The sequence below is a fragment of the Mycolicibacterium tusciae genome, assembly GCF_002086795.1.
GTDB lineage: Bacteria > Actinomycetota > Actinomycetes > Mycobacteriales > Mycobacteriaceae > Mycobacterium > Mycobacterium tusciae.
Window position 1 is genome coordinate 422713 of sequence record NZ_MVIM01000002.1, and the last position, 25659, is coordinate 448371.

27 protein-coding genes and 1 riboswitch are annotated in these 25659 nt (G+C 66.2%); of the genes, 8 read left to right on the plus strand and 19 right to left on the minus strand.

The window, feature by feature from the left end; translation table 11 throughout:
• Positions 1-3: 3 nt before the first annotated feature.
• Together BST47_RS05060 and BST47_RS05065 are read left to right on the plus strand one after the other, a co-directional pair.
• Positions 4-1518, plus strand: a complete 1515-nt coding sequence (locus tag BST47_RS05060; protein ID WP_083124287.1) for a M28 family metallopeptidase — start codon at positions 4-6, stop codon at positions 1516-1518.
• On the plus strand, positions 1515-2978 hold the full coding sequence (locus tag BST47_RS05065; RefSeq protein ID WP_083124109.1) for a M28 family peptidase: 1464 nt from the start codon (positions 1515-1517) through the stop codon (positions 2976-2978). The genes BST47_RS05060 and BST47_RS05065 overlap by 4 nt, the downstream gene beginning before the upstream one ends.
• Here BST47_RS05065 and BST47_RS05070 read toward each other — a convergent pair.
• From BST47_RS05070 to BST47_RS05080, 3 genes are read right to left on the minus strand one after another with little or no spacing between them, the layout of a single operon-like run.
• Positions 2932-4221, minus strand: coding sequence for a uracil-xanthine permease family protein (locus BST47_RS05070; protein ID WP_083124110.1), 1290 nt, complete (start codon positions 4219-4221; stop codon positions 2932-2934). The two genes, BST47_RS05065 and BST47_RS05070, sit on opposite strands and share 47 nt — an antisense overlap.
• The gene (locus BST47_RS05075) at positions 4209-5468 is read right to left on the minus strand and encodes an APC family permease (RefSeq protein WP_083124111.1); all 1260 of its coding nucleotides are present in this window, start codon (positions 5466-5468) and stop codon (positions 4209-4211) included. The genes BST47_RS05070 and BST47_RS05075 overlap by 13 nt, the downstream gene beginning before the upstream one ends.
• A 14-nt stretch (positions 5469-5482) precedes the next feature.
• Positions 5483-5824 (minus strand): hypothetical protein, encoded by a 342-nt coding sequence (locus tag BST47_RS05080; protein WP_107528853.1) that lies wholly within the window; start codon positions 5822-5824, stop codon positions 5483-5485.
• Between the two features lie 123 nt (positions 5825-5947).
• Between BST47_RS05080 and BST47_RS05085 the strand changes: the two genes are divergently transcribed.
• On the plus strand, positions 5948-7189 hold the full coding sequence (locus BST47_RS05085) for a TetR/AcrR family transcriptional regulator (protein WP_083124289.1): 1242 nt from the start codon (positions 5948-5950) through the stop codon (positions 7187-7189).
• Here BST47_RS05085 and BST47_RS05090 read toward each other — a convergent pair.
• The 9 genes from BST47_RS05090 to BST47_RS05130 form a co-directional block, all read right to left on the minus strand.
• Positions 7156-7428, minus strand: a complete 273-nt coding sequence (locus BST47_RS05090) for a DoxX-related protein (protein ID WP_083124112.1) — start codon at positions 7426-7428, stop codon at positions 7156-7158. The two genes, BST47_RS05085 and BST47_RS05090, sit on opposite strands and share 34 nt — an antisense overlap.
• 19 nt (positions 7429-7447) lie before the next feature.
• The gene (locus tag BST47_RS05095) at positions 7448-8935 is read right to left on the minus strand and encodes a flavin-containing monooxygenase (protein ID WP_083124113.1); all 1488 of its coding nucleotides are present in this window, start codon (positions 8933-8935) and stop codon (positions 7448-7450) included.
• Positions 8936-8978: 43 nt separating this feature from the next.
• Positions 8979-9602: a septum formation family protein gene (locus tag BST47_RS05100; RefSeq protein ID WP_083124114.1), complete on the minus strand. Its 624-nt coding sequence runs from the start codon at positions 9600-9602 to the stop codon at positions 8979-8981.
• A 39-nt stretch (positions 9603-9641) separates the two neighbouring features.
• Entirely contained in the window at positions 9642-10274 is a 633-nt protein-coding gene (locus BST47_RS05105) for an alpha/beta hydrolase family protein (RefSeq protein ID WP_083124115.1), read from the minus strand.
• The gene (thiD, locus tag BST47_RS05110) at positions 10271-11107 is read right to left on the minus strand and encodes a bifunctional hydroxymethylpyrimidine kinase/phosphomethylpyrimidine kinase (protein ID WP_083124116.1); all 837 of its coding nucleotides are present in this window, start codon (positions 11105-11107) and stop codon (positions 10271-10273) included. Before thiD ends, BST47_RS05105 begins: the two co-directional genes overlap by 4 nt.
• On the minus strand, positions 11104-12690 hold the full coding sequence (thiC, locus tag BST47_RS05115; protein ID WP_165799740.1) for a phosphomethylpyrimidine synthase ThiC: 1587 nt from the start codon (positions 12688-12690) through the stop codon (positions 11104-11106). Before thiC ends, thiD begins: the two co-directional genes overlap by 4 nt.
• A riboswitch (TPP riboswitch) is annotated at positions 12674-12784 on the minus strand. (Overlaps the previous gene by 17 nt.)
• A 132-nt stretch (positions 12785-12916) precedes the next feature.
• Entirely contained in the window at positions 12917-13717 is an 801-nt protein-coding gene (locus tag BST47_RS05120; protein ID WP_083124117.1) for an exodeoxyribonuclease III, read from the minus strand.
• A gap of 69 nt (positions 13718-13786) precedes the next feature.
• Positions 13787-14695 (minus strand): N-acetylglutamate synthase, CG3035 family, encoded by a 909-nt coding sequence (locus tag BST47_RS05125; RefSeq protein WP_083124118.1) that lies wholly within the window; start codon positions 14693-14695, stop codon positions 13787-13789.
• Positions 14695-15288, minus strand: a complete 594-nt coding sequence (locus BST47_RS05130; protein WP_083124119.1) for a peptide deformylase — start codon at positions 15286-15288, stop codon at positions 14695-14697. The genes BST47_RS05125 and BST47_RS05130 overlap by 1 nt, the downstream gene beginning before the upstream one ends.
• 136 nt (positions 15289-15424) lie before the next feature.
• Here BST47_RS05130 and BST47_RS05135 point away from each other — a divergent pair, with 136 nt between their 5' ends.
• The 5 genes from BST47_RS05135 to BST47_RS05155 are packed head-to-tail and all read left to right on the plus strand — an operon-like array spanning position 15425 to position 18750.
• Complete coding sequence (locus tag BST47_RS05135) at positions 15425-15733, plus strand: nucleoid-associated protein NapA (protein WP_083124120.1); 309 nt, start codon at positions 15425-15427, stop codon at positions 15731-15733.
• A gap of 52 nt (positions 15734-15785) precedes the next feature.
• Positions 15786-16247, plus strand: coding sequence for a LytR C-terminal domain-containing protein (locus tag BST47_RS05140; protein ID WP_107528854.1), 462 nt, complete (start codon positions 15786-15788; stop codon positions 16245-16247).
• A 10-nt stretch (positions 16248-16257) separates the two neighbouring features.
• Positions 16258-16968 (plus strand): superoxide dismutase[Cu-Zn], encoded by a 711-nt coding sequence (gene sodC / locus BST47_RS05145; RefSeq protein ID WP_083124122.1) that lies wholly within the window; start codon positions 16258-16260, stop codon positions 16966-16968.
• Positions 16925-18082 (plus strand): glutamate--cysteine ligase, encoded by a 1158-nt coding sequence (locus BST47_RS05150; RefSeq protein ID WP_234809573.1) that lies wholly within the window; start codon positions 16925-16927, stop codon positions 18080-18082. Before sodC ends, BST47_RS05150 begins: the two co-directional genes overlap by 44 nt.
• Positions 18083-18084: 2 nt before the next feature.
• Positions 18085-18750: an LON peptidase substrate-binding domain-containing protein gene (locus BST47_RS05155; RefSeq protein WP_083124123.1), complete on the plus strand. Its 666-nt coding sequence runs from the start codon at positions 18085-18087 to the stop codon at positions 18748-18750.
• Positions 18751-18757: 7 nt separating this feature from the next.
• On the opposite strand, the gene BST47_RS05160 is transcribed toward BST47_RS05155, so the two are convergent.
• Genes BST47_RS05160 through BST47_RS05190 form a run of 7 tightly spaced genes read right to left on the minus strand, consistent with a single transcriptional unit; the run spans position 18758 to position 25659 of the window.
• Positions 18758-19567: an SAM-dependent methyltransferase gene (locus tag BST47_RS05160; protein WP_083124124.1), complete on the minus strand. Its 810-nt coding sequence runs from the start codon at positions 19565-19567 to the stop codon at positions 18758-18760.
• Entirely contained in the window at positions 19554-19913 is a 360-nt protein-coding gene (gene mnhG, locus BST47_RS05165; protein ID WP_083124125.1) for a monovalent cation/H(+) antiporter subunit G, read from the minus strand. The genes BST47_RS05160 and mnhG overlap by 14 nt, the downstream gene beginning before the upstream one ends.
• A complete protein-coding gene (locus tag BST47_RS05170) occupies positions 19910-20197 on the minus strand; it encodes a monovalent cation/H+ antiporter complex subunit F (RefSeq protein ID WP_083124126.1) in 288 nt (95 codons plus the stop codon). The genes mnhG and BST47_RS05170 overlap by 4 nt, the downstream gene beginning before the upstream one ends.
• Positions 20194-20727 (minus strand): Na+/H+ antiporter subunit E, encoded by a 534-nt coding sequence (locus BST47_RS05175; protein WP_083124127.1) that lies wholly within the window; start codon positions 20725-20727, stop codon positions 20194-20196. Before BST47_RS05175 ends, BST47_RS05170 begins: the two co-directional genes overlap by 4 nt.
• A complete protein-coding gene (locus BST47_RS05180; protein WP_083124128.1) occupies positions 20724-22316 on the minus strand; it encodes a Na+/H+ antiporter subunit D in 1593 nt (530 codons plus the stop codon). The genes BST47_RS05175 and BST47_RS05180 overlap by 4 nt, the downstream gene beginning before the upstream one ends.
• A complete protein-coding gene (locus tag BST47_RS05185) occupies positions 22313-22783 on the minus strand; it encodes a Na(+)/H(+) antiporter subunit C (RefSeq protein ID WP_083124129.1) in 471 nt (156 codons plus the stop codon). The genes BST47_RS05180 and BST47_RS05185 overlap by 4 nt, the downstream gene beginning before the upstream one ends.
• On the minus strand, positions 22780-25659 hold the full coding sequence (locus BST47_RS05190) for a Na+/H+ antiporter subunit A (protein WP_083124292.1): 2880 nt from the start codon (positions 25657-25659) through the stop codon (positions 22780-22782). Before BST47_RS05190 ends, BST47_RS05185 begins: the two co-directional genes overlap by 4 nt.

Genomic DNA, 25659 nt, shown 5'->3' on the forward strand with positions numbered 1-25659 from the left:
GCGATGGCGCACAAAACGTGGTGGAGATTGGCCGCACTGTCGGTGGCCGCCGTTCTGGTGCTGGCCGGGTGTGGACGCGAGATGCGCCCCCAGCCGTCGCAGCCTCCGGCCACCCCGGCGGGGCCTACCACGGCGGCCACGGTCTTCGCGCAGAAGATCTCGGAGGCGGTGATAGGTGACGCGCTGATGGCGCACGTCACCAAGCTGCAGGAGATCGCCGACGAGCACGGGGGCAACAGGGCACTCGGCACCCCCGGATATGACGCCAGCGTCGACTATGTGGCGAACACCCTGCGCGCCAAGGGGTTCGACGTGCAAACCCCTGAGTTCGAGGTGCGCCTGCCCTATTCCGACGAGCCCGCGCTGACCGTTTCGGGCGACAAAGTCCAGGCGTTTCCCCTGGAGTTCACCATCGGCACGAAGGGTGACGGAGTGGCCGGTGAGCTGGTGCCCGCCCGCGTCGAGGACTCACCGGGATGCACGGCATCCGACTACGACGGTCTGCCAGTCAGCGGTGCGATCGTGCTCGTCGATCGCGGGAAGTGCCAATTCGGCGACAAACAGGCCGCCGCCGCTGAGCGCGGCGCGGTCGCGTTGGTCGTCGCCAACAACGTCGACGGCGACGAGATGGGCGGCACGCTCGGTCCCGACACCGATGTGAAGATTCCGGTCATCGGCGTCACGAAGGACACCGGCGAGCGACTGCGGGCGGATCCCGGCCCCGCCACGGTCAAGCTCAACGCCGGCGTACGCGTGGAGCGCACCCGCAACGTGGTCGCCCAGACCAAGACAGGGTCCACGTCCGACGTCGTGATGACGGGTGCACACCTTGACAGCGTCGCCGAGGGGCCCGGGATCAACGACAACGGCTCAGGGGTGGCTGCGGTGCTGGAAACGGCGCTGCAGCTGGGGAGCTCGCCGGAAGTGAAATACGCGGTGCGGTTCGGGTTCTGGGGAGCGGAGGAACTCGGTCTGCTCGGCTCCAACGACTATGTGGCATCGCTGGATCGCGACGCGCTGATGGATCTCGCCCTCTATCTGAACTTCGACATGGTGGCCTCGCCCAATCCGGGTTACTTCACGATCGACGGCGATCAGTCCGCGCCGCCGGATCCCAGTCAGCAGGCGCCACGCATACCGGAGGGGTCGGCAGGGATCGAGCGCACGCTCGTGGCCTACCTCAAGAGCGCGGGGAAGAACCCCGAGGACGTCCAATTCGAAGGTCGTTCGGATTTCAGCAGTTTCACGCTCGCCGGGGTTGCCGCCGGTGGCCTGTTCACCGGCGCCGAGGAGAAGATGACGCCCGAGCAGGCCGAGCGGTGGGGTGGAGAGGCCGGCCAGCCGTTCGACCCGAATTACCACAAATCCGGTGACAACATCGACAACATCGACCGGACCGCGTTCGAAATCAACGGTCGCGGTGCGGCATACGCCGTCGCGCTGTACGCGCAGGATCAGTCCGGACGCAACGGTGTGCCGATCCGCGAGGACCGCACACGTCACGTGCTCGAATCATGAAGCGGTGGGCGGCAGTCCTTGCGGTCACTGCGGTGCTGACGTCGTGCTCCTCGTCGGACTCCGCTGGCCCTTCACCGGATCTGGCGGCCGAACTGGCGGGCAAGGTCGGCGCGGACGGAATGTATGCGCACCTGAACGAACTGCAGAAGATCGCCGAAGCGAACGACGGTACCAGGGCCAACGGCACCCCCGGCTATGACGCCAGCGTGGACTACGTTGCAAAGTTCCTGCAGGACAAAGGGTTCGATGTCCAGACTCCGGAGTTCGAGTTGCTCGACCGCTCGGAGGGCGGAGACCCGAAACTCACGATCGCCGGCCGCAACTACAACGTCGAGCAGGCGTCACTGCTGATCACCACACCGCGCGCCGGGTTGAACGGGGTGACGCTGCGACCGCAGAGGACATCCACGGGATGCCGTTCCGCCGACTATGGCTCGGTGTCGATGAAGGGGGCGATCGCCGTCGTCGACGACACTGGCTGCTCGGTCGTCGACAAGCAGAACGCCGCCGTCGACCGGGGTGCGGTGGGCATGCTCGTCGTCAGCGCTCCCGCGCCGGGTGCCGGCAGCCCACCCGGCCTCTTCACGCCGGGCTACTACCAGCAACTCACCGTTCCGGTCGGTGTGATCGGCAACGACGCGAACGCGGCGCTGCGGCGCACCACTGCGCCCGTGAAGCTGATTCTGGACAATAAACCGGTTATGAAGAAAGCCCGAAATGTGCTGGCGCAAACCAAATCAGGTGACACCAGCAATGTGGTGATGGTCGGTGCGCACCTCGACAGTTCTGCCCGCAGCCCCGGCATCAACGACGACGGCTCAGGTGTCGCAGCGGTGCTGGAGACCGCTGCGGCGCTTGGTTCGGCACCGCAGATCCGCAACGCCGTGCGGTTCGCCCTGTGGGGTTCGGAGGAGAATGCGCTGCAGGGGGCGACGAAGTACATCCGCGGACTCGAGGCCGGACAACTCGACGATATCGCGCTGTATCTCGACCTCGAGATGATCGGCTCACCCAACGCCGGCTACTTCACCTACGACGGCGACCAGTCGGGCCAGCCGAATCCCGAAATCCCGCTGGATACCGTCCCGGTGGGTTCAGCCGGCATCGAGCGAACGCTGGCGTCCTACCTCAACAGTGCGGGCGCGCGGCCCGCCGACATGCCGCTGACCCGCTACACCGACTACAACGCATTCCTGACCGCAGGCGTGCCTGTCGGCGGGCTGACGACGGGTGCCTCACAGCGGAAAACCGAAGTGCAGGCACGGCTTTGGGGTGGCCGCGCCGGTGCGCCATACGACCCCAACTACCGGACTCCGCGCGACACGATCGACAACATCGACCGCGATGCGTTGTCGGTGATGGGAGCGGCGGCGGCCTTTGCGGTCGGCACGTACGCGCAGTCGCTCGAGGGCGTCAATGGAGTTCCGGTGCGGGATCAGCGACATCGGAGCGCTCGCTAGTCCGCCTGAGCCCAAGCAGCCGCATGCCGTGATACACGACCAGTGTGGCGATCGACCCTAGCGCGATACCGGTGAACGTCAAATTGCCTGCATGCCAGGTGAAGTCGGCGATGCCGATGACGAGGGGGATGGCTGCGGTCATCTGGTTGATCGGCTTGGAGAAGTCGACTCCATTCGTCAGCCAGATCCGCACGCCGAGAATGCCGACCAATCCGTACAGGACAACGGTGGCCCCGCCGAGCACGCCGGCTGGGATGGCCGAGATGGCGGCGCCCACCTTCGGGCACAGCGACAGCGCGATGGCGACCGCCGCGGCAACCCAGTACGCCGCCGTCGAATAAACGCGGGTCGCGGCCATGACGCCGATGTTCTCCGCGTACGTGGTGGTCGCCGAACCGCCGCCGAAGCCCGCCAGCGTCGTCGCCACCCCGTCGGCGGCCAGCGCGCGGCCCGTCACCGGATCGACGTCGGTGCCGGTCATCTGACCGACCGACTTGACGTGCCCGATGTTTTCGGCCACCAGGGCGATGACGGCGGGCAGGAACATCGGCAGCACCGCCAACGTGAAGGTCGGGGTCTGGAACTCGGGAAGCCCCACCCAGGGTGCGGCCTTGATACCCGAGGTGTCGACCTTGCCCAGGATCAGCGCCAGCAGGTACCCCGCGAACACGGCGATGAAGATCGCGAGCCGTCCGATGATGCCGCGGAAGAACGCCAGCGTCGCCAGCAACAGCACCAGTGTGACGATGCCGACGAGCGGGCCCTTCTCGAAGTTCGACTTCGCAGCGGGCGCGAGGTTGAAGCCGATCAGCGCGACGATCGCGCCGGTGACCACCGGAGGCAGGGTCACATCGATCCAGTGCGTGCCGACCAGATGCACGACGGCGCCGATGACGATCAGTGCGACACCGACCGCCACCAGGCCGCCGAGGGCGCTGCCTGTGCCGTTCGACGCGACGGCCGCGGTGACCGGAGCGATCACCGAGAAGCTCGAACCGAGATAGCTCGGCAGCCGGTTGCCGGTGATCAGCAGGAACAGCACCGTGCCGATACCCGAGAACAGCAGGGTGGTCGCCGGCGGAAATCCGGTGAGCACCGGCACCAGGAAGGTCGCGCCGAACATCGCCACGACGTGTTGTGCGCCGATGCCGATCGTGCGGAACCAGTCGAGCCGTTCGTCAGGCGCGACGACGAAGTCGTCGTCGGCGCGGGCGTCGACCTTCGTCCATGTCAGGAGAGCCATGCTCTAAGACCGTAGGCAACCGTCCCTGCGAGCACCACGCAACTGCCAACGATCACCGACGACAGGGGCAGGGTGAACGCGAGCAACAGGCAGCCCGCCAGGCCCAAGCCCGGAATGATCCGCGCGGCCCAAGCCCCCAGTCGCCGGCCTCCCGGCTCCAGCGTCCACGCCGACGCGTTGGCGATCGCGTAGTACAGCAGCACGGCGAACGACGAGAAGCCGATCGCGTCTCGGACGTCGACGAGCGCCGCGGCTACCGCCACCACGATGCCGACGGCCACCTCGGCGCGATGTGGGCTGTCGAACCGAGGGTGCACGGCGGCCAGCGCGTGCGGGAGGTGGTGGTCGCGCGCCATCGCCAAGGTGGTCCGCGAAACCCCGAGAACAAGAGCCAGCAGTGAACCGAGCGCGGCGACGGCGGCCCCGACGCGGACCACGGGTTCCAAGGCGGGAAAGCCCGCCGCGGCGACCGCGTCGGCGAGCGGAGCCGTCGTGGAAGCCAGGGTGTCACTGCCCAATTCGGCCAGCACCGCGACGGCGACCACGCCGTAGACCACCAGTGCAATGGTCAGCGCGATCGGGATCGCGCGTGGGATCGTGCGGGCCGGATCGCGCACCTCCTCGCCGAGGGTCGCGATGCGTGCGTAGCCGGCGAATGCGAAGAACAGCAAGCCCGCGGCCTGCAGCACGCCCGCAGCGGAGAGGTCCGAACCGAGGCCGATTCGCGACACATCCGCGTCGCCGAAGCCGAGGATGACGACCACCACCGCCGCGAGCACCGCAAGCACGACGGCGACGATGGCGCGGGTCAGCAGCGCCGACTTCTGAATGCCGGTGTAGTTCAACGCCGTCAGCGCCACCACCGCTGCGACCGCGACGGCATGCGCCCAGGGCGGCCACACGTAGTAGCCGACGGTGAGTGCCATGGCCGCGCAGGACGCGGTCTTGCCGACGACGAAGCTCCACCCCGCGGTATAGCCCCAGAAATCACCGAGTCGCTCCCTGCCGTATACGTACGTGCCGCCGGATTGCGGATACCGGGCCGCCAATCGGGCCGAGGAGGTGGCATTGCAGTACGCGACGACCGCGGCGATGCCCAGGCCCACGAGCAGACCGGACCCGGCGGCGGCCGCCGCAGGGGCCAGCGCGACGAATATGCCCGCGCCGACCATCGACCCCAGGCCGATGATGACGGCGTCGAAAGTGCCGAGCCGCCGGGAAAGCGCAGGGCCGTCCGGCGTGCTCACACGTTGATGCTATTTCAGGCGACGGGGTCTTTGCCGAATGCCGATTCGCGGCCCCAGACGAGCGCTGCCACCGCAGCGAGTACGGCAAGCGCAATCGACGCGATCACCACGGGCGGGATGGTCCACAGCCGGCGCACGAGAACAGCTGTCTCGCATTGGTCGACGTAGGAGTGCTCACCGGCGGCGGCCGCGGCCTGGCTCAGATCGGTGTCGAATCCCGTTCCGCACTTGATCTGGAACCCGTATTGGTCGAAGGCGTCCAGGAAGACGGGATAATTGAGCGCCAGCAGCCCCGCGGCGATCACGACGACGCACCCGACGCCGAAGTAGAACGCGCGATGGTGATAGTGATGCATACGGCCCCGTTCGTGTCGCGGAACCTCTATGTTAATGACCGTTCTTGCCATCGTCACTGCTTTCGGCGGGTTTTCGACCTGGTCGCGAGCAATGTTTGGGTAACTTCGGTTATGGTGTGTGCCATGGCGCGCCACCGGCCAGCAAGCGGCGAATCGATTCGGCGCCGCCCCAAGGATCGCAAGGCCCAGATCGCTCGTGCTTCGGCCGAAGCGTTCAGCACGCTGGGCTTTCACGGTGTGAGCATGGAAGCCATCGCGTCTCGCGTGGGCATCTCGGCCGCGGCGCTATACCGGCACTACACCGGCAAGTACGAACTCTTCCGTGATGCGGTGCTCAGCCTCGGCCAGCAGCTGGTGGACTGCACAGAGTTCGCCGAGGACGCCACGACGGAGGACCCGCAAGAAGTCCTGCACCGACTGGTCGCCGCGCTCGTCGACACCGCGATGGCCAATCGCGAATCCGGTGGGCTCTATCGATGGGAAGGCCGCTATCTGCGCGGCGACGACCAGGCCACGCTGATAGCGCAGATGCGCACCGTGCACCACCGGATCCAGCGACCCCTATGCGTCATCCGCCCCGAGCTCACGGGTCGGCAACGCTGGACGTTGTCGACCGCGGTCCTTTCGGTGCTTGGCAGCATCGTCGACCACCGGGCCAAGCTGCCGGCGATTCAGGTGCGGGCGTTGCTGGCCGAGCTCGCCGGTGCCGTCCTGGCCGCCGAACTCCCCGACCCCGCCGACGATCAGGGCGCCATCGAGCCTGACGTGTCGACAGGCACGGAGTCGTCGAGATACGAAGCGCTACTTGACGAATCGATGCGCTTGTTCAATCTCAACGGATATCGCGACACCGGGATGGAGGATATCGCCGCGGCGGTCGGCATGCCGGCGTCGGGGATCTACCGGTACTTCTCCGGCAAGAGCGACATCCTCGCGGCGGCGTTCCGCAGGGCGGCCGATCGGCTCTCGGCGGATACCTCGACCATCACGGCCACCATCGGTGATCCGCAGGACGCGCTGACCGCGGTCATCGATGCGTACGTCGCTCGGTCGTTCGACCGGCCGGAACTCGATTACGTCTACTACAGCGAGCGGCTCAACATGACCGCGGCCGACCAGAAGATCCTGCGCAACATGCAACGCTCCACGGTGGAGGCATGGGTCGAACTGGTCGTGGCGGTCCGTCCGGAGTGGACACCGGGACAGGCGCGGTTCGCCGTGCACGCGGCGATGTCACTGGTGGTCGACCTCGGTCGCCTGATGCACTACGAGCGGTCGGTGCACAGCTTCGAGACGATGGAGCGGCTGCTTGACCTGACGCTGTTGGGCCGCTACCGGTTACGAGCGACGTTGCCCGCCAAGTAGGCCACGTACCCGAGCACCCCGACGACGGCCAGGCGGCGGGTCTTCGGTGCGACCAGGCCGAGGCCCAACGCCGTCTCGATGCCACCGTTGATGTAGATGTTCTGTTGGGTGTTGCGCGGAAAAGCCGGAGCGGTGATCGATTCGAAGAGCTGAGGACGCGCGAAGTGGGCCAGGCCCGTCCCCGCGAGGGCCAGGCCCGCTATCGTGGCGCCACGCGAATTCTTCTGTTCTGAGGGCACTGCTACCGATCCTCTCTGATCAGTCAATCTGATAGTCGCTCAGCGGGTAATCGGAGGCTTCCTTCAACGCTGCGCGCGTCGAAAGGGGGCGCAGCAGGTTGGCCTCGCCCTTCGGGTCGAAGTAGTACGACCGCGACGTCGCGCAATTCCCGCGCATGAACACCGAATCCCCGATCAGCTCCGACATCCGGTCCAGATAGCGGGTGTTGGCTTCCTCGGTGACTTCGAACGTGGTGGCACCGCGGCGCTTCACCTCGCCGAACAGCCGGTCCATATGCCGCATCTGGTATTCCACCGTGTTGAAGAAGTTCAACCCGAGGAACGCGTACGGGCTGGCCATGCTCAGGTAGTTGGGGAAGTACGGAACCGTCAATCCCTGATACGCCTGGAACCTGGTGTCGCGCCACCACTTTCCGAGGTTACGGCCTGCACGGCCGACGATCTCGATGGCCGGGAAGTTGGCCTCCCACAGGTCGAACCCGGTCGCGAGTACGAGTGCGTCGATCGGCGTCCTGGTGCCGTCGCTGGAGACGATGGCGTCCGGTTCGATGTGGTCGATCCCGCTGGCTTGGAGGTGTACGTGGCGCTTGTTGAAGATCCGGTAGTAGTCGTTCGAGAACGTCGGCCGCTTACACCCGAAGTCGTAGTCGGGTGTCAACTGCTCACGCACTCGTCGGTCCCGAACGGACAAGATGCGGTGGGTCTTGGATAGGTCGCCCGCCGCGACATTCAGCCGCCGAAGGAAAAGGTTGTTCTGGTGGAGTTCGACGAAAATGAAGAACTCGTACAGCGCGTCGGTGATGGCACGGATGGCCCGCTGCGCCAAGGGCACTCGTGCGAAGAGGCGCTTTGCGCGCTCGGAGAAACGGAAATCGAGCTTGGGTACCACCCAGATCGCGGTCCGCTGGTAGACGGTGAGGTCGGCCGCTTTCTTGGCCAGCTCGGGGATGAGCTGGACCGCGGTGGCGCCGGTGCCGATGATGGCGATGCGCTTTCCCGCGAGGTCGTAGCTGTCGTCCCATTCGGTGGTGTGGATGATCTTGCCCGCGAACTGGGTGATCCCCGGGATGTCCGGTGTCTTCGGCTGAGACAGAAAGCCAGTGGCGGTGATCAGGTAGCGCGCGGTGAGCGTCCCGCCGCCGGCCAGTGCGATGCACCAGACCTTGGTCTCCTCGTCCCAGCGGGCGCTCTCCACGCTGGTGTTGAACCTCATGTGTGCGCGCACGTCGTACTTGTCAGCGACATCGTTGGCGTACTGCTTGATCTCCGCACCGGTGGAGAAGAGTCGCGACCAGTGGGGGTTCGGCTCGAAGAAGTAGGAGTAGGTGGTGGTCGGGACGTCGACGGCCAGGCCGGGGTAGCGGTTGATGTGCCATGTCCCGCCGAGATCGGCCTCCCGGTCCAGAATGACGAAGTTCTCGTAGCCCAACCGCTTGAGCTGGATGGCAGCACCGATCCCCCCGAAACCGGCGCCCACGATCACGGCGTCGAATTGTTCCGAAGTCATGGAAGAACGGTACCTCAGGTACTGCTCAACTCCCGCGAAGGACTCAGCCTCTTATGGAACCAGCCCGCGGCGGGTCGAGCGTCGCGACGCAGGTCACAGCCCTGTCGCCCTGTTCCCATGTCTCGGCTGTGGGGTACAGCACGTAGAGCTGGACGCTGTCGTCGGTCATCGACGAGGGCGAATAGGTCGCAAGCTCCGGGCTGCACTTGTCGGCGTACGTGTCGATGGCCGCCTGACCGGGAAAGTCGTCCCCGGGCATCTGCAACACCGCGAACACCTCCCCTGCATGCGGTTCGGCGCAATCGATCGTCTTGACGGTCAACACTCGGGTGTCGCCGGGGATCTCCGAAAGGCAGTCACCCATCTCGACGTCGGTGGCGGTGACGGTGCCCTGGCCGAATGCCAGATACAACGCGACGCCGCCACCGACGACGAGCACGAGCAGCGCCGCGATGACACCGAGGACGATGAAGACGATCTTTTTTGAGTTCGACTTCTTCTGCGGTGGCGGGAAATAGCCGGGCGGCTGTTGGGAGTACGGCGGCTGTTGGGAGTACGGCGGCGGCGGAGGCGGAGGTGGGTACGGGCCGGGTCCGTACGGAGGTTGCTCACCGTATGGAGGCGGCTGCTGGCCATATGGCGGGGGATTGCCCGGCGGCGTGGTCACCCCGTGACATTAGCGTCAAGCGCGGATCGATGACCACCCTTAGGACGCAGCACCCAGCAAACGTAATGCCGCGTCGACCGCCAGCGCCGGGACATTCAGCGTCTTCGAGCCGAGATCATGTCGGGCGCCGTTGATCTCGACGACTTCGGTGGTGGCGGGAATGAGCGCCGCCGCGGTCCGTAGCTCGTCGATCGACCCGAACGGGTCGGCGGTGCCGTGGGTGAACACCGTCGGCACGGATATCCGCGGGAGATGTTCGGTGCGTGCCCGTTCCGGCTTGCCGGGGGGATGCAGCGGATACGAAAACAGGGTCAGCACATCGACTTTCGCGGCATCATCAGCGACGACCATCGACGTCATCCGGCCGCCGTACGAGTGTCCGCCCGCGACGACCGGTCCTTTGGTGAGGGTGCGGGCCAGCTCGACGGCCTCGACGATTCCGGCCTGGTCGGTCGCAGCGGAGTTCGACGGCGGTCCCTTCGGCCGTCTCCGCCGATACGGCAGGTTGTAACGCACCGCCAGCCAGCCGCGCGCCGCCCACTCGTCGCAGATCTTCTGCAGCATTGGGGAATCCCGACTACCGCCGGCGCCATGGGTCAGCATCACTGTGCCAATGGGGACGCCTTGGCCCGCCGGTTCGTGGGCGATGCCCGCGATATCGTCGAGGTTCATCCGTGGAGCCTGAAGAGTGCCGACACCGGCCCGTGGCCGTGACCCAGCGGATACGCCGCGCGCAGACATTCGGTGACCCAACGCTTTCCGAACGCCACCGCATCCGGCACCGGGTAACCGTGGGCGAGCGCGCTCGCAATGGCGGCGGCCAACGTGTCACCCGCCCCGTGGTCGTGTCCGGTGTCGATGCGGGCGGTGTCGAACTCGAAGAAGTCGGTTCCGTCGAACAGCAGATCAGGGCTCTGCGACGACGCCCTCAGGTGTCCGCCCTTCACCAGCACCCACTGCGGTCCGAGCGCATGCAGGGCATGCGCAGCCGCCCGCTGGGACGCGTCGTCGACGACGTCGACGTCGACGAGCAGGCGCACCTCGTCGAGGTTGGGTGTCACCAACGTGGCCAGCGGGAACAGCCGGCCCCTGAGGGAGTCCAGGGCGCTGGGATGAAGCAGCGGATCGCCGTGCATCGACGCGCACACCGGGTCGACGACGAACGGGACGGTGCCGGCCAGGCCCTGTCCGCGCCAGGTGTCAGCGACGGTGTCGATGATCGCCGAGGACGCCAGCATGCCGGTCTTGGCGGCCTGGACACCGATGTCGGACGCCACGGCTTCGATCTGGCCGGCGATGACGTCCAGCGGGATTTCGTGAAACCCTTTGACCCCCAGAGAATTCTGCACGGTCACCGCGGTCACGGCGACGAGTCCGTGCATGCCGAGCATCGCGAACGTCCGCATATCGGCCTGGATGCCCGCCCCGCCGCCGGAGTCGGACCCGGCGATCGTCATGACCCGAAGTGGGGTCTGGCCCGGCGGTGTGAGCGGAAGGAAACTCATGCCAGTGGAAGATAGACCTGGTTGCCGTGTTCGGCGAACTCCTTGGACTTTTCGGCCATGGCATCGCGGATGTCCTGCGTGATGCGCATGGAGCAGAATTTCGGACCGCACATCGAACAGAAGTGCGCCGTTTTCGCCGGTTCAGCGGGAAGGGTCTCGTCGTGAAACTCGCGGGCCGTGTCCGGATCCAGCGAGAGAGCGAACTGGTCGTGCCATCGGAACTCGAATCGAGCACGGGACAGCGCGTCATCCCTTTCCTGCGCACGGGGGTGTCCCTTGGCCAGATCCGCGGCATGCGCTGCGATCTTGTAGGCGATGACGCCGTCCTTGACGTCCTTGCGGTCCGGGAGCCCCAGGTGTTCCTTCGGCGTCACGTAGCAGAGCATCGCGGTACCCGCTTGAGCGATCATCGCGGCGCCGATCGCCGACGTGATGTGGTCGTAGGCCGGAGCGATGTCGGTCGTCAGCGGGCCAAGCGTGTAGAACGGAGCTTCGTCGCACAGCTCTTCTTCGAGGCGCACGTTCTCGACGATCTTGTGCATCGGGACGTGACCGGGACCCTCGATCATCACCTGCACGCCATGAGATTTCGCGATCTTGGTCAGTTCCCCGAGCGTGCGCAGTTCGGCGAACTGGGCGGCGTCGTTCGCGTCGGCGATCGAGCCTGGCCGCAATCCGTCGCCGAGCGAGAACGTGACGTCGTAGCGCTGCAGGATCTCGCACAGTTCGGCGAAGTGCGTGTAGAGGAACGACTCCTGATGGTGGGCAAGACACCAGGCGGCCATGATGGAGCCGCCCCGGCTGACGATTCCGGTCACGCGGTTGGCGGTCAGCGGCACGTAACGCAGCAGGACGCCCGCGTGCACGGTCATGTAGTCCACACCCTGCTCGCACTGTTCGATCACGGTGTCGCGGTAGCACTCCCAGGTCAGCGCCACCGGATCGCCATTGACCTTCTCCAGCGCTTGGTAGATGGGCACCGTACCGACGGGCACCGGCGAATTGCGCAGGATCCATTCCCGCGTCAGGTGGATGTCGCGACCGGTGGACAGGTCCATGATGGTGTCGGCACCCCACCGGGTGGCCCACACCATCTTGTCGACCTCATCGGCGATCGAGCTGCTGACGGCCGAATTGCCGATGTTCGCATTGACTTTCACCGCGAATGCCTTGCCGATGATCATCGGTTCGGCCTCGGGATGGTTGTGGTTGGCCGGGATCACTGCGCGCCCCTGTGCAACTTCGGCACGAACCAACTCGGGTGCCAGCCCCTCGCGGGCGGCGATGAACGCCATCTCGGCGGTCACCTCGCCGGCGCGGGCGCGTTGCAGCTGGGTGCCGCGGTCTGACACCACACCGGGCCGCGGCGCCAGTCCTCGGTGCAGGTCGAGCGCCGCGTCGGTGTCGGTGTACGGGCCCGAGGTGTCATACAGGTCGAAGTGCTCGCCGTTGGTCAGGTTCACGCGACGGAACGGCACTCGCATCCCGTCGAGGTCCCGGTAGACCTTGGTGCTGCCCGCGATTGGGCCGCTGGTCACCGCTGGGGTCGCGGTGGAAACGTCAGAATGCAGCACTTTCAGCATCTCCCTACGCCGGCATTACCCGGTCAGGTTCGTACGGTCGACGGGCCTACCCGTCCTCTCAGCGCACTGGGTGTGCGCTCCCGTGTGTGGACTCCTGCCACGCTAGCGCAGGCGGTGCGTGCGTGGGAATAGGAATTGCTCCGCGTTCCTTTATATAGCTAATATATGTGTTTTGTGCCGATAGCCGTGGATACAACGAAGGCCGTCGACAATATCGCCTAGCTGCTTACGTCAGCTCGACCAACACGGGAGCGTGATCGCTGGGGGACTTCCCTTTTCGTTCCTCGCGGACGATCTCGGCGTGGGTCACGCGCTGGGCCAACGCCGGTGATCCGAGAATGAAGTCTATGCGCATGCCGCGGTTCTTCGGGAACCGCAACTGGGTGTAGTCCCAGTAGGTGTATACGGCGGGGCCGGGGGTGAAAGGCCGCACCACGTCGCTGAATTGAGCGTCGACGATCGCGTCGAAAGCCGCTCGCTCCGGCTCGGTGACGTGGGTGCTGCCCGCGTAGGCCTCGACGCTCCACACGTCCTCATCGGTCGGCGCGATGTTCCAGTCACCCACCATGGCGATCTGTGCCGTCGGGTCGTCGAGGAGCCACTGCTGTGCCGTATTACGCAGCGCGGCAAGCCATTGCAGCTTGTAAACGTAGTGCGGATCGCCCGGGGTGCGCCCGTTGGGCACGTACAGGCTCCACACTCGCACCCCGTTACACGTCGCGCCCAGCGCACGCGCTTCCGCTGCGGCTTCGACATCTGGTTTGCTGCTCCAGGTCGGTTGACCGTCGAAGCCGACCTGCACGTCGTCGATGCCGACCCGGGACGCGATGGCGACGCCGTTCCACTGGTTGAACCCGCAGTGCACCACGTCGTAGCCGGCGGCCAGGAACGGCATGGTGGGGAACTGCTCGTCGGAGCACTTGGTCTCCTGCATCGCGAGGACGTCGACGTCGGCACGCTCCAACCAGTCCGCCACCCGATCGACGCGAGCGCGGATCGAGTTGACGTTCCACGTGGCCAAGCGCATGGTTCGAGCCTACGGAGGTGCCGGTCTGCCACCCTTAACGGGTTGATTGCAGCCACCAGGTGCCTGCGATCAACCCGTTAGCGTTGCGAGACCCCTGTCGACGCGTATGTAGCGCGAGCGATGGTGCAGCGCGAACCGTAGCGACTCGAAAAGCGCTATCGCGGAGGCATTATCGTCGAGAACCTGGGTGTAGGCGCGGGTGGCGCCGTGGTCCGCACCCCAGGCCAGCAGCGCGCTGCACAGTGCCCGCGCGTGGCCGTGCCTGCGTTGATCCGGAGCCACCTGCAATGCCGACAAGCCCAGCCAGCGAGTACCGTCGGGCGCGTCGGTCACCGCCGCCCGCGCCACCGCTACGCCCGCAACCGTCGCGAAGATCACCGAGCCGCCGATCACCGCGTTCAGGACCTCGATGGGTACATCGCGGTCGTAGATGCGCATCCACTCGTCATCCGGTTGTGGCGCCAGCACCACCGCGCCAAGGCCTTCGCCCGGCTCGATATCGCATGCCATGACGAGGTTCCCGGCCTCGGTCGACGCCTGTCGCGGAACACGAAAAAGCCGATCCGGCACGCTCACCAACGGCGCCACCGATCGCGCCGCGTACCAATCAGCGATCGCCGCCAGGTCGGTGGAAACTGAAAACTGCAGTGGGACAGCTGAATTGGCGCGCCTCGTGCTGCCGTTCCCGTAGCGGCAGAACCATCCGTCCACCCACTGCTGCTCGACGCCCGGCCAGGCCAGCGCCGCCGCGTGCTCGAGGTGGCGAATGTCGGCCGTGCGTACCGGCGCGTCGGCCAGCGCCTTGATCACGACGACGTCGTCGACCGCCACGGCCACGACGTCTCCGCGCTTTGTGCGCACCTGCAGTGTCGGCCCCGTCTGCACCAGGTGACCGATCACGTCCGTCAGCGGTGGCACCGACCCGGCGGGCAGGCGGTGACGAATCATCACCCGCGTACCCACCGGCGGGATCTGCATCAGTGACCGAAGGGGTCGGGATCCTTGCCGGGCGTCCACGTCAGCCCTGGCACCCCCCAGCCGTGCGACTTCACCGAGCGTTTGGCGCTGCGCGCGTGCCTGCCCACCAGGCGGTCCAGATACAGGAAACCGTCGAGGTGGCCCGTCTCGTGCTGCAGCATCCGCGCGAACAGACCGGTGCCCTCGAGCGTGATCGGCGTGCCGTCGGCGTCCAGGCCCGTCACCCGCGCCCAGTCCGCGCGCCCGGTCGGAAACGATTCGCCGGGCACCGACAGACAGCCCTCGTCATCGTTGTCCGGGTCGGGCATCGTCTCCGGAACCTCGGACGTCTCGAGTACGGGATTGACGACCACACCCTTGCGCCGCGTGACCCTGCCGCGTTCATCGGCGCAGTCGTAGACGAACACGCGCTTGGCCACGCCGATCTGATTCGCGGCGAGCCCGACACCGTTGGCCGCCGCCATCGTGTCGTACAGATCGGCGATCAGGTCCGCGAGATCCGCCGGCAGCGAACCGTCCTCACCGACGGGTATGGGCTCGGTCGCGGTGTGCAGGACGGGATCTCCTACGATGCGTATCGGTACAACGGCCACGCGGAACAGCTTAAGTCGGCAATCCTTATCGCCCGACTCGCGGGCATGTCGGACGCCTCAGGCTGCAAACCCGTGGTTGAATGAGCGCCGAACCACAGCGATGTCATTTCGAATGTTGGAAGGGTCCAGGAGCGAGATGGACGGCGCAATCGCGCGGACTGAGCAATCCGGGAACGACCCTGCGCTGGCCGATGGGCTGACCCGGCGCGAGCACGACATCCTGGCGTTCGAACGTCAGTGGTGGAAATACGCGGGTTCCAAGGAAGACGCGATCAAAGAACTCTTTTCCATGTCGGCCACCCGCTACTACCAGGTGCTCAACGCGCTGGTGGACCGCCCCGAGGCGCTCGCAGCAGATCCGATGCTGGTCAAGCGGCTGCGTCGGTTGCGTGCGAGCCGGCAGAAGGCGCGGGCGGCGCGCCGGCTCGGCTTCGACGTCACCTGAGGCCGCAAGGGCATTCTTCGACCTGCTTGTCCGGCTGGATACAGTGAACGCAATGAATCAGCAGAACTCCTCTGGCCTACCCCTGCGTGCCATGGTGATGGTGCTGCTGTTCCTCGGCGTCGTGTTTCTCCTGGTGGGATTCCAGGCGATGGGTTCAGGGGACGACGACGGCGAACAGTCGCCCATCGCGACGAGCACGCCGACCGTCACCACCGCCAGTCCGACAGAGTCCCCCGAACCCGCCAAGCCCGAGGTGCGGGTGTTCAACATCTCGACGGTGCAGGGCGCTGCGGAGGGCACCGCCAACCGGTTGCGGGAGGGCGGCTGGACCGTCGCCGAGACCGGCAACCTCGAGCTGCCCGACGTGACAACCAACACCGTGTATTTCACCGACGCCCCAGGGGAGCGGGAGGCCGCCGAGGAAGTCGGCAGGTTGTTGGATGCGCCGGTCGAACCGCGACTGCCTGAATTGGCCGAGCAGCCGCCGGGCGTGCTCGTGGTGGTGACCGGCTAGGCTCTTGCACATGCTCAAGAACGTCGCCGTTGCAGCAGGCTTCGCAATTCCCGCCCTCGTGTTGAGCGCATGCAGCGCCCCCGAACAACCCGCAACCACGCCGGGCACCACGCCGTCGGTGTGGACCGGTTCGCCGGCACCGTCTGCGGCGCCAGGTGAGCAGGGCGGTGGCCACGGAGGAGGCGAGGGTGAGGCCGCCAGCGGCGAGACGCTGACGACCGAACTGAAACTCCCGAACGGGACGACGGTCGCCACGGCCGAGATCGCGTTCTCGGGCAACTACGCGACCGTCACGGTCCAGACCACTGAGGCCGGTGAACTCGCGCCCGGCTTCCACGGACTGCACATCCACTCGGTCGGCAAGTGCGAGGCCAGCTCGGTCGCGCCGACCGGCGGTGCGCCCGGCGACTTCAACTCGGCCGGCGGACATCTGCAGGTGGCCGGACACAGCGGACACCCTGCGAGTGGTGACCTCTCGTCGCTGCAGGTTCGCGAGGACGGTTCGGCGCTGTTGGTGACGACCACCGACGCGTTCACCGCGGCGGACCTGACGGGTGAGGCCAAGACCGCGATCATCATTCACGAGAAGGCCGACAACTTCGCCAACATCCCGCCGGAGCGCTACCAGCAGGTCAACGGAGCGCCTCCGCCGGACGAGACCACCCTGGCAACCGGCGATGCCGGAAAGCGTGTGGCCTGCGGTGTCATCGGCGCCAGCTAACCGCCACATAGATTTCGTCGCCTCACCCCGGCCGACGCTGGGAGTGGAGTGGGAGTTCGCACTCGTCGACGCCGAGACCCGCGACGTGAGCAACGTCGCGACCGAGGTGATCGAGGAGCTCGGGGAGAACAACCCTCGGGTCCACAAAGAACTGCTGCGCAACACCGTAGAGGTCGTTACCGGTGTCTGCGATTCCGTTCCCGAGGCGATGGACGACCTGCGGTCGACGCTGCGGACCGCACGCAAGATCGTCCGCGATCGCAACATGGAGTTGTTTTGTGCGGGTACGCATCCGTTCGCCCAATGGACCTCGGAGAGCCTGACCGATGCGCCCCGTTACGCAGAGCTGATCAAGCGCACGCAATGGTGGGGTCGGCAGATGCTGATCTGGGGCGTCCATGTGCACGTGGGCATCTCGTCGGCGCACAAGGTGATGGCGATCAATACCTCGCTGCTCAACCACTACCCGCATCTGCTGGCGCTGTCCGCATCGTCGCCGTTCTGGGACGGTGAGGACACCGGCTACGCGTCCAACCGCGCGATGATGTTCCAGCAGTTGCCGACGGCCGGACTGCCATTCCACTTCCAGACGTGGCGGGAGTGGGAAGGCTTCGTTCACGATCAGAAGAAGACCGGCATCATCGACCACATGAACGAGATCCGTTGGGACATCCGGCCCTCGCCGCACATCGGAACGGTGGAGGTGCGGGTCTTCGACGGCGTTTCCAACATCCGCGAGTTGAGCGCGCTGGTGGCATTGACTCACTGTCTTGTCGTCGACCTCGACCATCGTCTGGACGCGGGCGAACGGCTGCCCACGATGCCGCCGTGGCACGTACAGGAAAACAAGTGGCGCGCAGCCCGTTACGGCCTGGACGCGGTGATCATCCTCGACGAAGACAGCAACGAGCGTCTGGTGACCGACGATCTCGACGACCTGTTGAATCGACTCGAGCCGGTCGCTGCCTCGTTGAACTGCGCCGACGAACTCCGGCTGGTCTCCGACATCTGCACCTCGGGCGGGTCTTATCAACGGCAACGACGGGTCGCCGAGGAGCATGACGGCGACCTGCGTGCTGTGGTCGACGCGCTGGTCGCCGAATTGGACATCTGAGGATGCTCGTCACGCCCATGTTCCCGCTGCAGGTGGCGATGCTGCCCGGCGAAGAGCTACCGTTGCGGATTTTTGAACCTCGTTACGCAGCAATGGTTTCGGACTGCCTGGCTCAGGCTGAAGCTCTTCGCGCAAGCGGCTCATCGGACGCCGCTCCGGCGTTCGGCGTCGTGTTGATCTCGGCGGGCCGCGAGGTGGGCGGCGGTGACATGCGCAGCGACGTCGGCGCGATGGCACGCATCACGGAGGCCGCCGACCTCGGGGACGGCCGTTATCGCTTGCGCTGTGTGATGGCCGAGCGGATCCGGGTGGTCGAGTGGCAGCCGGACAACCCGTACCCGCGCGCGGCGGTGGAGGAGTGGCCCGACGAACCGGGTGAGGCCGTGGACGTGGACGCGATCAGGGACATCGAGGACCGCATGGTCGCGCTGTTCGAGCGGATCGCCCAGGCGCGTGGAGCACAGGTGGTGGCGCGGGACATCGTCGCCGGCGCGGACGCGTCCGGGGATGCCGCAATGTGGATGTACGCGTTGGCATCCCGCCTACCCATGGGACAGGCCGACCGGTACGCCGTACTGGCCGCGCCCACTGCCGCCGCGCGGGTAGCCGCGCTCAGCGAAGCCGTGGACACCGTCACCGCGATGGTCGAATTCCAGCTCTCCGAGTAGGTTTCGGCTAGCCCCGCACGCCCTCGACGAACGTGGTTCGGGGTGTGATGTCCGCCGTGGGCGGGCGGCGGTAACGCAGCATCAGCGCGTCGGCTTCCTCCGACGACACCCGCCAGCCGTGATCCATCAGCCAGTCGGCGACGTCGGCACGGTCCTGTTCCTCGCGGTTCGCCAGATATTCGGGATCGAAGAATCCGGCGCCGAACGATTCGACGCCGATCCGGCTGCCCGGCGCGCTGAGTTCGTGAATGCGCTCGAACAACAGGTCCTGACCTTCGGTGGGCAGGTAGGGCAGCAGGCCCTCGGCAATCCACGCTGTCGGTTCCTGCGGGTCGAAACCCGCGTCGCGCAGGGCTTTCGGCCAGTCTTGGCGCAAGTCGATCGGCACAGGGACGTAGCGGGCGGCCGGTCGATCGTCGATCAGCGTCTCGGCCTTGAAGGCGAGCACCTTCGGGTGATCGATCTCGAAGACGACGCTGTCGTCGGCCCACGGCAGCCGCCACGCCCTGGCATCGAGCCCCGCCGCGAGGATGACGGCCTGCACGACGCCGTGTGCATTGGCGGCGATGAAGAAGTCGTCGAACCACTTGGTGCGCGAGGCGGCGTAGTTCGAGATCGCCCGGATCCGTTCGACCATGTGCGACGGCGGCAGCTGCCAGCCGCGAGCCATCGCGGCGTCGACGAAGCGCTGGGCATACGAGTCGGTGAACAGCGGACAACTCGTGGAGGCTTCCTGCGCCCGGGCCCACGCCACCCCGAGCGCGGTGGCGCCGACACTCTCGGTGATGTCCCAGCTGTCGTCGTCAGTTCTTGCCATTGCCACCATTCTCGGGTTCGGCGAACTCGTACAGCTCGTCCTTGGTCAGCAGGTCGTCGCGAACGTTCTGTTCCCGGTAGGCCAGCTGGCCTACCCGGTTGGCCACCACCGGTGCGGTGATCAGGGTGAACAAGCCGGTAAGGACGAGCATGCCGACGTCGATGTTGCCGCTCAACCGGATCGCCGCGCCGGCGAGCACCAACAGCAGTCCGAGCACCTGCGGTTTCGATGCCGCGTGCATGCGCGTCAACGTGTCCGGGAAGCGGACCACACCCATGGCCGCGGTCAGGGCCAGCGCGGAGCCGCCGAGGATGAGCACCGCGACCGCGATGTCGACCACGTTCATCGTTCTCCCCTTGTGATGCCTGAGTTGTCGATGTCCGGCACCCGGAATCTGGCGACGCTCACCGAGCCGACGAAGCTGATCAACGCCAACGCTGCCATGCCGTACGTCACCGTCGTGTCGAGGCTGAACGCAGCCCAGGTGCCGATGCCGCACATCGTCACGGCGACAAGGGTGTCCAGCGCCACCAGCCGATCGAGGGTGCTCGGGCCTGCGAGCAACCGGATCATCGTGACGCCGGCCGCGGCCGTCAGCATCACCGCTGCGGCGATCCAGACGTAATTCATGTGCTCTCCTTGCTCGGTGCAGGCCGCCAGTCGGTTTCGCGTTCGAAGGCAGCCACCAGCAGCCGCTCGACCTTGCTGACCTGGCGATAGAACCGGGCCAGCGACCGCTCGTTGCCGACGTCGATCACGTGCATGTAGAGCATCCGCCGACTCTGATCGATCTCCAGGACGATGGAACCGGGGACCAGGTTGAATATGCTGACGGCCAATGCGAGCACAAGATCGGATTTGACGGCCAGATGGGCGCGCAACACCGCCGAAAGCGGTGGCGGGCCAGGCTTTACGGCCAACCATGCCACTTGGACCGACGACAGCACCAGGTCGTAGCCGACGGAGACAATCAATCGCAACAGCGACAGCAGGTGCACCCTGCCCTCGACGGGCACCGCGGGCAGCGGCAGCAGCAGCGTGATGACCAGCGCGACGAGCAGGCCCGAAAGGACATTGGCCGCAGAGAACGTGCCCCACAACAGAATCCACACCAGGATCAGCCAGCACACCACCCAGACGCGGAGCACGACGTTTCTCATTTGCCCATCACCGCCGAGATGTACTGGCCGGGGTCGAGGACCTCTTCGGCGGCGCGTTCGCAATAGGCGAAGAACGGCCCGGCGAGAATCGTCATGGAAAGCCCTACCGCGATCAGCGCTCCCGTCGGCAGCAGCATGCCCACCGGCATCCTGCCCACGTCGTCGCGGCTCAAGAAGTCGACATCCTCGGAATCGTCGAGCAGCGCCGCTGGTGCGGCCGCCGACAGATGTCCTTCCGGGGCATCCTCGCGCGACCGCCAGAAGGCCTTGGTCCACACCCGCGTGATCACGTACAGCGTCAGCAGGCTGGTGACCACGCCGCCGCCGACGAGCATCCAGGCCAGCGCGGACCCGTTCTGCGCGCCGGCCTCCAGCAGTGCGACCTTGCCGATGAACCCCGAAAACGGCGGTATGCCACCGAGGTTCAGGGCAGGCACCACGAACACGAAAGCCAGGATCGGACTGGCAGCAGCGAGTCCGCCGAGGCGCTGCAGTGTCGACGCACCGGCCTGGCGTTCGATCAGACCGACGACGAGGAACAGTGTCGTCTGCACCACGATGTGGTGGGCCACGTAGTAGATCGCTCCCGCCATGCCGAGTTCGCTGGACAGTGCGATACCGAAAACCATGTAGCCGATGTGGCTGACCAGAGTGAACGACAACAGCCGCTTGATGTCGCTCTGCGCGATCGCGCCGAGGATACCGACGAGCATGGTCAGCAACGCCGCCACGAGCAGCAATGGATCGAGCCCGCCGTCGGGGAACAGCAGCGAATGCGCGCGGATGATCGCGTACACACCCACTTTCGTCAGCAGGCCGGCGAACACCGCCGTCACAGGTGCGGGCGCGGTGGGGTAGGAGTCGGGCAACCACGCGGAAAGGGGGAAGACGGCGGCCTTGATGCCGAACCCCACGAGGAGCACCGCGAACAAGGCCGTGCGGGTGCCCGATGAGACGTCCTCGAGTCGCAACGCCAACTCGGCCATGTTCAACGTGCCGGTTGCCGCATAGACGAGCGCGATGCCGAACAGGAACACCAGCGAGGACACCATCGACACCATGACGTACGAGATGCCCGCGCGCACACGGTCCTTGCTGCCACCGATGGTCAGCAGCACGAAGCTGGCCGACAGCAGCACCTCGAATCCGACGAACAGGTTGAAGAGGTCGCCGGCCAGGAATGCGATGCAGACGCCCGCCGACAGCACCAGGTAGGTCGGCAGGAAGATCGACACCGGTTGACGGTCGTCGCCGTCTCGGATGCCCTGACCGATGGCGTAGAACACCACGGCCAGCAGCACTATCGACGACACCAGCAGCATCAGCGCCGACAATCGGTCCACCACGAGGGTGATGCCGAGCGGTCCCATCCCAGGCTCCGAGGGTCCCCAACCGCCGACCTGGAGGGCCAGCGTGCCGTCGCGATCGGCGAGGTAGAGCAGCGCAGCGCATACGACGACGACCACCGACAACGCGCCGAGGGCGATGACTCGTTGCAGTCGCGGCCTGCGGCCGGCGAACATCGTCACGGCGGCGGCGAGTGTCGGGATCAGCACCGGCAACGGTGTCAGCACCGCAGAGAGGGTCATCGTGAACCCTCATGTCCGGGTAGGGCATCCAACTCGTCGGGCTCGTCGGTATCGCGGGCCGCATCTGCGCGTAGCCGGTCCTCTTCGATGGTCACGGCGTCCTTGGCGGCGATCTCCGAGACCCTTGCATCCTCTGGATCGTCACCGACTTCCTCTTCGGTGGTCAGTCGGTACGACCGGTACGTCATCGCCAGCACGAACGCGGCGATACCAAATGTGATGACGATGGCCGTCAAAATCATGCCCTGCGCCAACGGATCTGCGGTGGTGGTCTGGCCTTCGCTGGTTCGGCCACGGATCGGCGGGTTACCCGACGGGCCGCCGACGGTGAGGATCAGCAGATTGATGGCGTTGCCGATCAACAACAGCCCCAACAGCATCCGCGTCAGGTTGCGTTCCAGCAGCAGATAGACACCCGCGCTGGTGAGGCCGCCGATCATGATGAGCGGGATGAGGTAGGTGCTCATGCCGAGTTCACCGTCCCGCGCTGCTGGCCCATCTCCACGTCGATGCGGGCACCCAGGCTGCGCAGCACGTCGAGCACGAGTCCGACGACGATGAGGTACACCCCGAGATCGAAGAACAGCGCCGTGACGAACTTGACCGTTCCGAGCACCGGCACGTCGAACTCGATCAGCGCCGACGACAACACCGGAGCACCCACCAGCAGTGAGGTCACCGCGGTTCCCGCGGACAGCAGCAGCCCGCTGCCCAGGATCTTGCCCGCGTCCAAGGGCAGGGTCTCACCCAGTTCATAGCGTCCGCCGGCCAGATACCGCAGCACCAGCGCGAGCCCCGCGGTCAGCCCTCCCGCGAATCCCCCGCCGGGAGTGTTGTGGCCGGCGAAGAAGAAGTACGCCGACAGCACCATGATGAGCGGGAAGATGATGCGCGTCGCGACCTCGAGTACCAACGAACGGTGCCGGGGGTCGCGCAACTCGCTGCCCCTCAGCCACGTGATGTCACCCGCCGCCGGGCTGTGCGTCGTCATGGGCAGCCGTCCGATGTCAGGCTGGCCGGCGTCGGAGACTCTCGGTGCCGCCCCGAACCGCCTGTGCCGGAACACCATCGACGCCACACCGGTCGCGGCAACCAGTAGCACCATGATCTCACCCATGGTGTCCCACGCGCGGATGTCGACGAGCAGCACGTTGACGGTGTTGGCGCCGTGTCCACGGAAATACGCTGCGTCGGGCAACAATTCGGCGATCGGCGTGCCGGTGCGGGCGGCCATCGCGTAGACGGCCAGCGTGGTGACCGTCGCGCCGACCGCGATCGCGAGCGCCGCCCGTGCCCACCGGAACCGGTTGATGTGCGTGCGGTCCGCCTCGGCGGGCAGTGTGCGCAGCACCAGGACGAAGATGACCAGCATCAGCGTTTCGACCAGGAACTGCGTCAGCGCCAGATCGGGTGCGCCATGGAACGCGAAGATCGCGCCGCAGCCGTAGCCGGTGACCCCGACCAGGAGTACGGCCGCGAGCCGGTTGCGCAGCATGGTCGCACCGAGCGCGGCCGCCAGCACGATCAACCCGACCACGAGCTGAACGGGTGAACCCCACAACAAGAAGTCCGGTCGATCGCGGGCGCCCAACGCCAATGCCGCGACGGGGACAAGGACCAGCGTCGACAGGATGACGGACTGCGTCGCCGGAATCGAACCGCGCTGCGTCACCGCGGTCAGCTGGACCGACAGTACGTCCAGGCCGCGGACGGCCGCATCGTAAATCCGGTCGGCGTTGCCGAGCGGTTCGCGCACAACGCGAACGCGACGCAGGCGCGACCGCCCGAAGAATGCCGCGCTGCCGACCGCGAGGACGAGAACCGACAACAGCAGCGGCAGTCCGAGTCCGTGCCACAGCGCGAGGTCGTAGTCCTCGCCGCCGGGGACCGTGTCCGCGTAGCTGTCCAATACGGTGTCGAGTTGCGTCGGCCACAGTCCGAACAGCAGGCCTGCGGCCGCGAGAAGCGCGGGTGGCAACATGAAAGCGACTTCGGGGCGGTGCATTTCGGCCACCCGGGTGCTGGGCTCCGGTCGTCCCTTGCGGCCGAAGGCGCCCACCAGGAAACGCAGGCTGTAGATGGTGGTGAACACCGAACCGAGCACGATGCCCGCGAGGACGAACGGTGCGGTCGAGCCGAGAACCGGGCTGTGCAGCACTGTTTCGAGGTCGGCCTCCTTGGCGACGAAGCCGAAGAACGGTGGTAGCGCCGCCATGCTCGCCGTGGCCCCGATCGCGATGAGCAGAAGGCTCCTGCTGCGGGTGCCGAGCCACGCCAGCCTGCGGATGTCACGGGTACCGGTGGCGTGGTCGATGACGCCGACGACCATGAACAGCGACGCCTTGAACATCGCGTGCGCGACCAGCATCGCCAGCCCGGCGAGCATCATGTCGCTACCGCCCGAGCCCACCATTACGGTGATCAGCCCGAGTTGGCTCACGGTGCCGAACGCGAGGATCAACTTGAGGTCGTACTCCCGCACCGCCCGCCAGCCCGCCATCAACATCGTCAGGATGCCGAGGGTGATCACGATGGGGCGCCACGGTGGAGAATCCGCGAAGCCGGGCGTCATGCGCGCCAACAGATAGACGCCGGCCTTGACCATCGCCGCGGCGTGGAGATACGCACTGACCGGTGTCGGGGCGGCCATTGCTCCCGGCAGCCAGAAGTGCATGGGCACGATCGCCGATTTGGACAGCGCCCCGACCAGGACAAGCACCACCCCTACGGAGGCGGCGATACCTGTGGGCGGTGACGCGATCAGCTCGGAGAGCAGGTAGGTGCCGGCCATGTTGCCCAGCACGATGATGCCGACGAGCATCGCCAACCCGCCGAACGTCGTCACCAACAACGCCTGGGTGGCGGCGCGGCGGCTCGTGGCGCGCTCGGCGTAATGACCGACCAGCAGGAAGGACAACACCGTGGTCAGCTCCCAGAACACATAGAGCAGCAGCATGTTGTCGCTGGTCACCAGGCCGAACATGGCGCCGGAGAAGGCGACCAACTCGGCGGCGAAGCTCGGTAGCCGCTTCTCGGTGTGTCCGTCGTGGTGCTGGAAATAGTCGGCGCAGTAGAAGAGGACGAGGGCGCCGATGGCCAGCACCAAGACGCTCATGATCGCCGCAAGCGAATCGAACCGAAGATTGAAGTTCATCGACAACTCGGGCACCCATGGCACGTCGACCGTGGATGCGCCCCCGGGAGCGGGCCAATTGGCCGCGACCCAGACCAGTGAACCCAGCGGCACCAGTGCCAATGGGTAGAACGCCATCCGTCCCCAGCGGTACACGAGCAGGGGCGCCAGAGCGGTTGCGGCCGCGTGGGCGATGAGGATGGCGAGCAA

Bases quoted from the DNA above. Each gene is read 5' to 3' on its own strand.
- BST47_RS05135 (WP_083124120.1), top strand. From the start codon at position 15,425: ATGGACGGCGCAATCGCGCGGACTGAGCAATCCGGGAACGACCCTGCG.
- BST47_RS05160 (WP_083124124.1), bottom strand. From the start codon at position 19,567: ATGGCAAGAACTGACGACGACAGCTGGGACATCACCGAGAGTGTCGGC.
- BST47_RS05065 (WP_083124109.1), top strand. From the start codon at position 1,515: ATGAAGCGGTGGGCGGCAGTCCTTGCGGTCACTGCGGTGCTGACGTCG.
- BST47_RS05070 (WP_083124110.1), bottom strand. From the start codon at position 4,221: ATGGCTCTCCTGACATGGACGAAGGTCGACGCCCGCGCCGACGACGAC.
- BST47_RS05180 (WP_083124128.1), bottom strand. From the start codon at position 22,316: ATGACCCTCTCTGCGGTGCTGACACCGTTGCCGGTGCTGATCCCGACA.
- BST47_RS05170 (WP_083124126.1), bottom strand. From the start codon at position 20,197: ATGAATTACGTCTGGATCGCCGCAGCGGTGATGCTGACGGCCGCGGCC.
- BST47_RS05150 (WP_234809573.1), top strand. From the start codon at position 16,925: ATGCCGGAAAGCGTGTGGCCTGCGGTGTCATCGGCGCCAGCTAACCGC.
- BST47_RS05175 (WP_083124127.1), bottom strand. From the start codon at position 20,727: ATGAGAAACGTCGTGCTCCGCGTCTGGGTGGTGTGCTGGCTGATCCTG.
- BST47_RS05085 (WP_083124289.1), top strand. From the start codon at position 5,948: ATGGCGCGCCACCGGCCAGCAAGCGGCGAATCGATTCGGCGCCGCCCC.
- BST47_RS05095 (WP_083124113.1), bottom strand. From the start codon at position 8,935: ATGACTTCGGAACAATTCGACGCCGTGATCGTGGGCGCCGGTTTCGGG.
- BST47_RS05125 (WP_083124118.1), bottom strand. From the start codon at position 14,695: ATGCAGATCCCGCCGGTGGGTACGCGGGTGATGATTCGTCACCGCCTG.
- BST47_RS05185 (WP_083124129.1), bottom strand. From the start codon at position 22,783: ATGAGCACCTACCTCATCCCGCTCATCATGATCGGCGGCCTCACCAGC.
- sodC (WP_083124122.1), top strand. From the start codon at position 16,258: ATGCTCAAGAACGTCGCCGTTGCAGCAGGCTTCGCAATTCCCGCCCTC.
- BST47_RS05155 (WP_083124123.1), top strand. From the start codon at position 18,085: ATGCTCGTCACGCCCATGTTCCCGCTGCAGGTGGCGATGCTGCCCGGC.
- thiD (WP_083124116.1), bottom strand. From the start codon at position 11,107: ATGAGTTTCCTTCCGCTCACACCGCCGGGCCAGACCCCACTTCGGGTC.
- BST47_RS05120 (WP_083124117.1), bottom strand. From the start codon at position 13,717: ATGCGCTTGGCCACGTGGAACGTCAACTCGATCCGCGCTCGCGTCGAT.
- BST47_RS05105 (WP_083124115.1), bottom strand. From the start codon at position 10,274: ATGAACCTCGACGATATCGCGGGCATCGCCCACGAACCGGCGGGCCAA.
- mnhG (WP_083124125.1), bottom strand. From the start codon at position 19,913: ATGAACGTGGTCGACATCGCGGTCGCGGTGCTCATCCTCGGCGGCTCC.
- BST47_RS05080 (WP_107528853.1), bottom strand. From the start codon at position 5,824: ATGCATCACTATCACCATCGCGCGTTCTACTTCGGCGTCGGGTGCGTC.
- BST47_RS05060 (WP_083124287.1), top strand. From the start codon at position 4: ATGGCGCACAAAACGTGGTGGAGATTGGCCGCACTGTCGGTGGCCGCC.
- thiC (WP_165799740.1), bottom strand. From the start codon at position 12,690: ATGCTGAAAGTGCTGCATTCTGACGTTTCCACCGCGACCCCAGCGGTG.
- BST47_RS05140 (WP_107528854.1), top strand. From the start codon at position 15,786: ATGAATCAGCAGAACTCCTCTGGCCTACCCCTGCGTGCCATGGTGATG.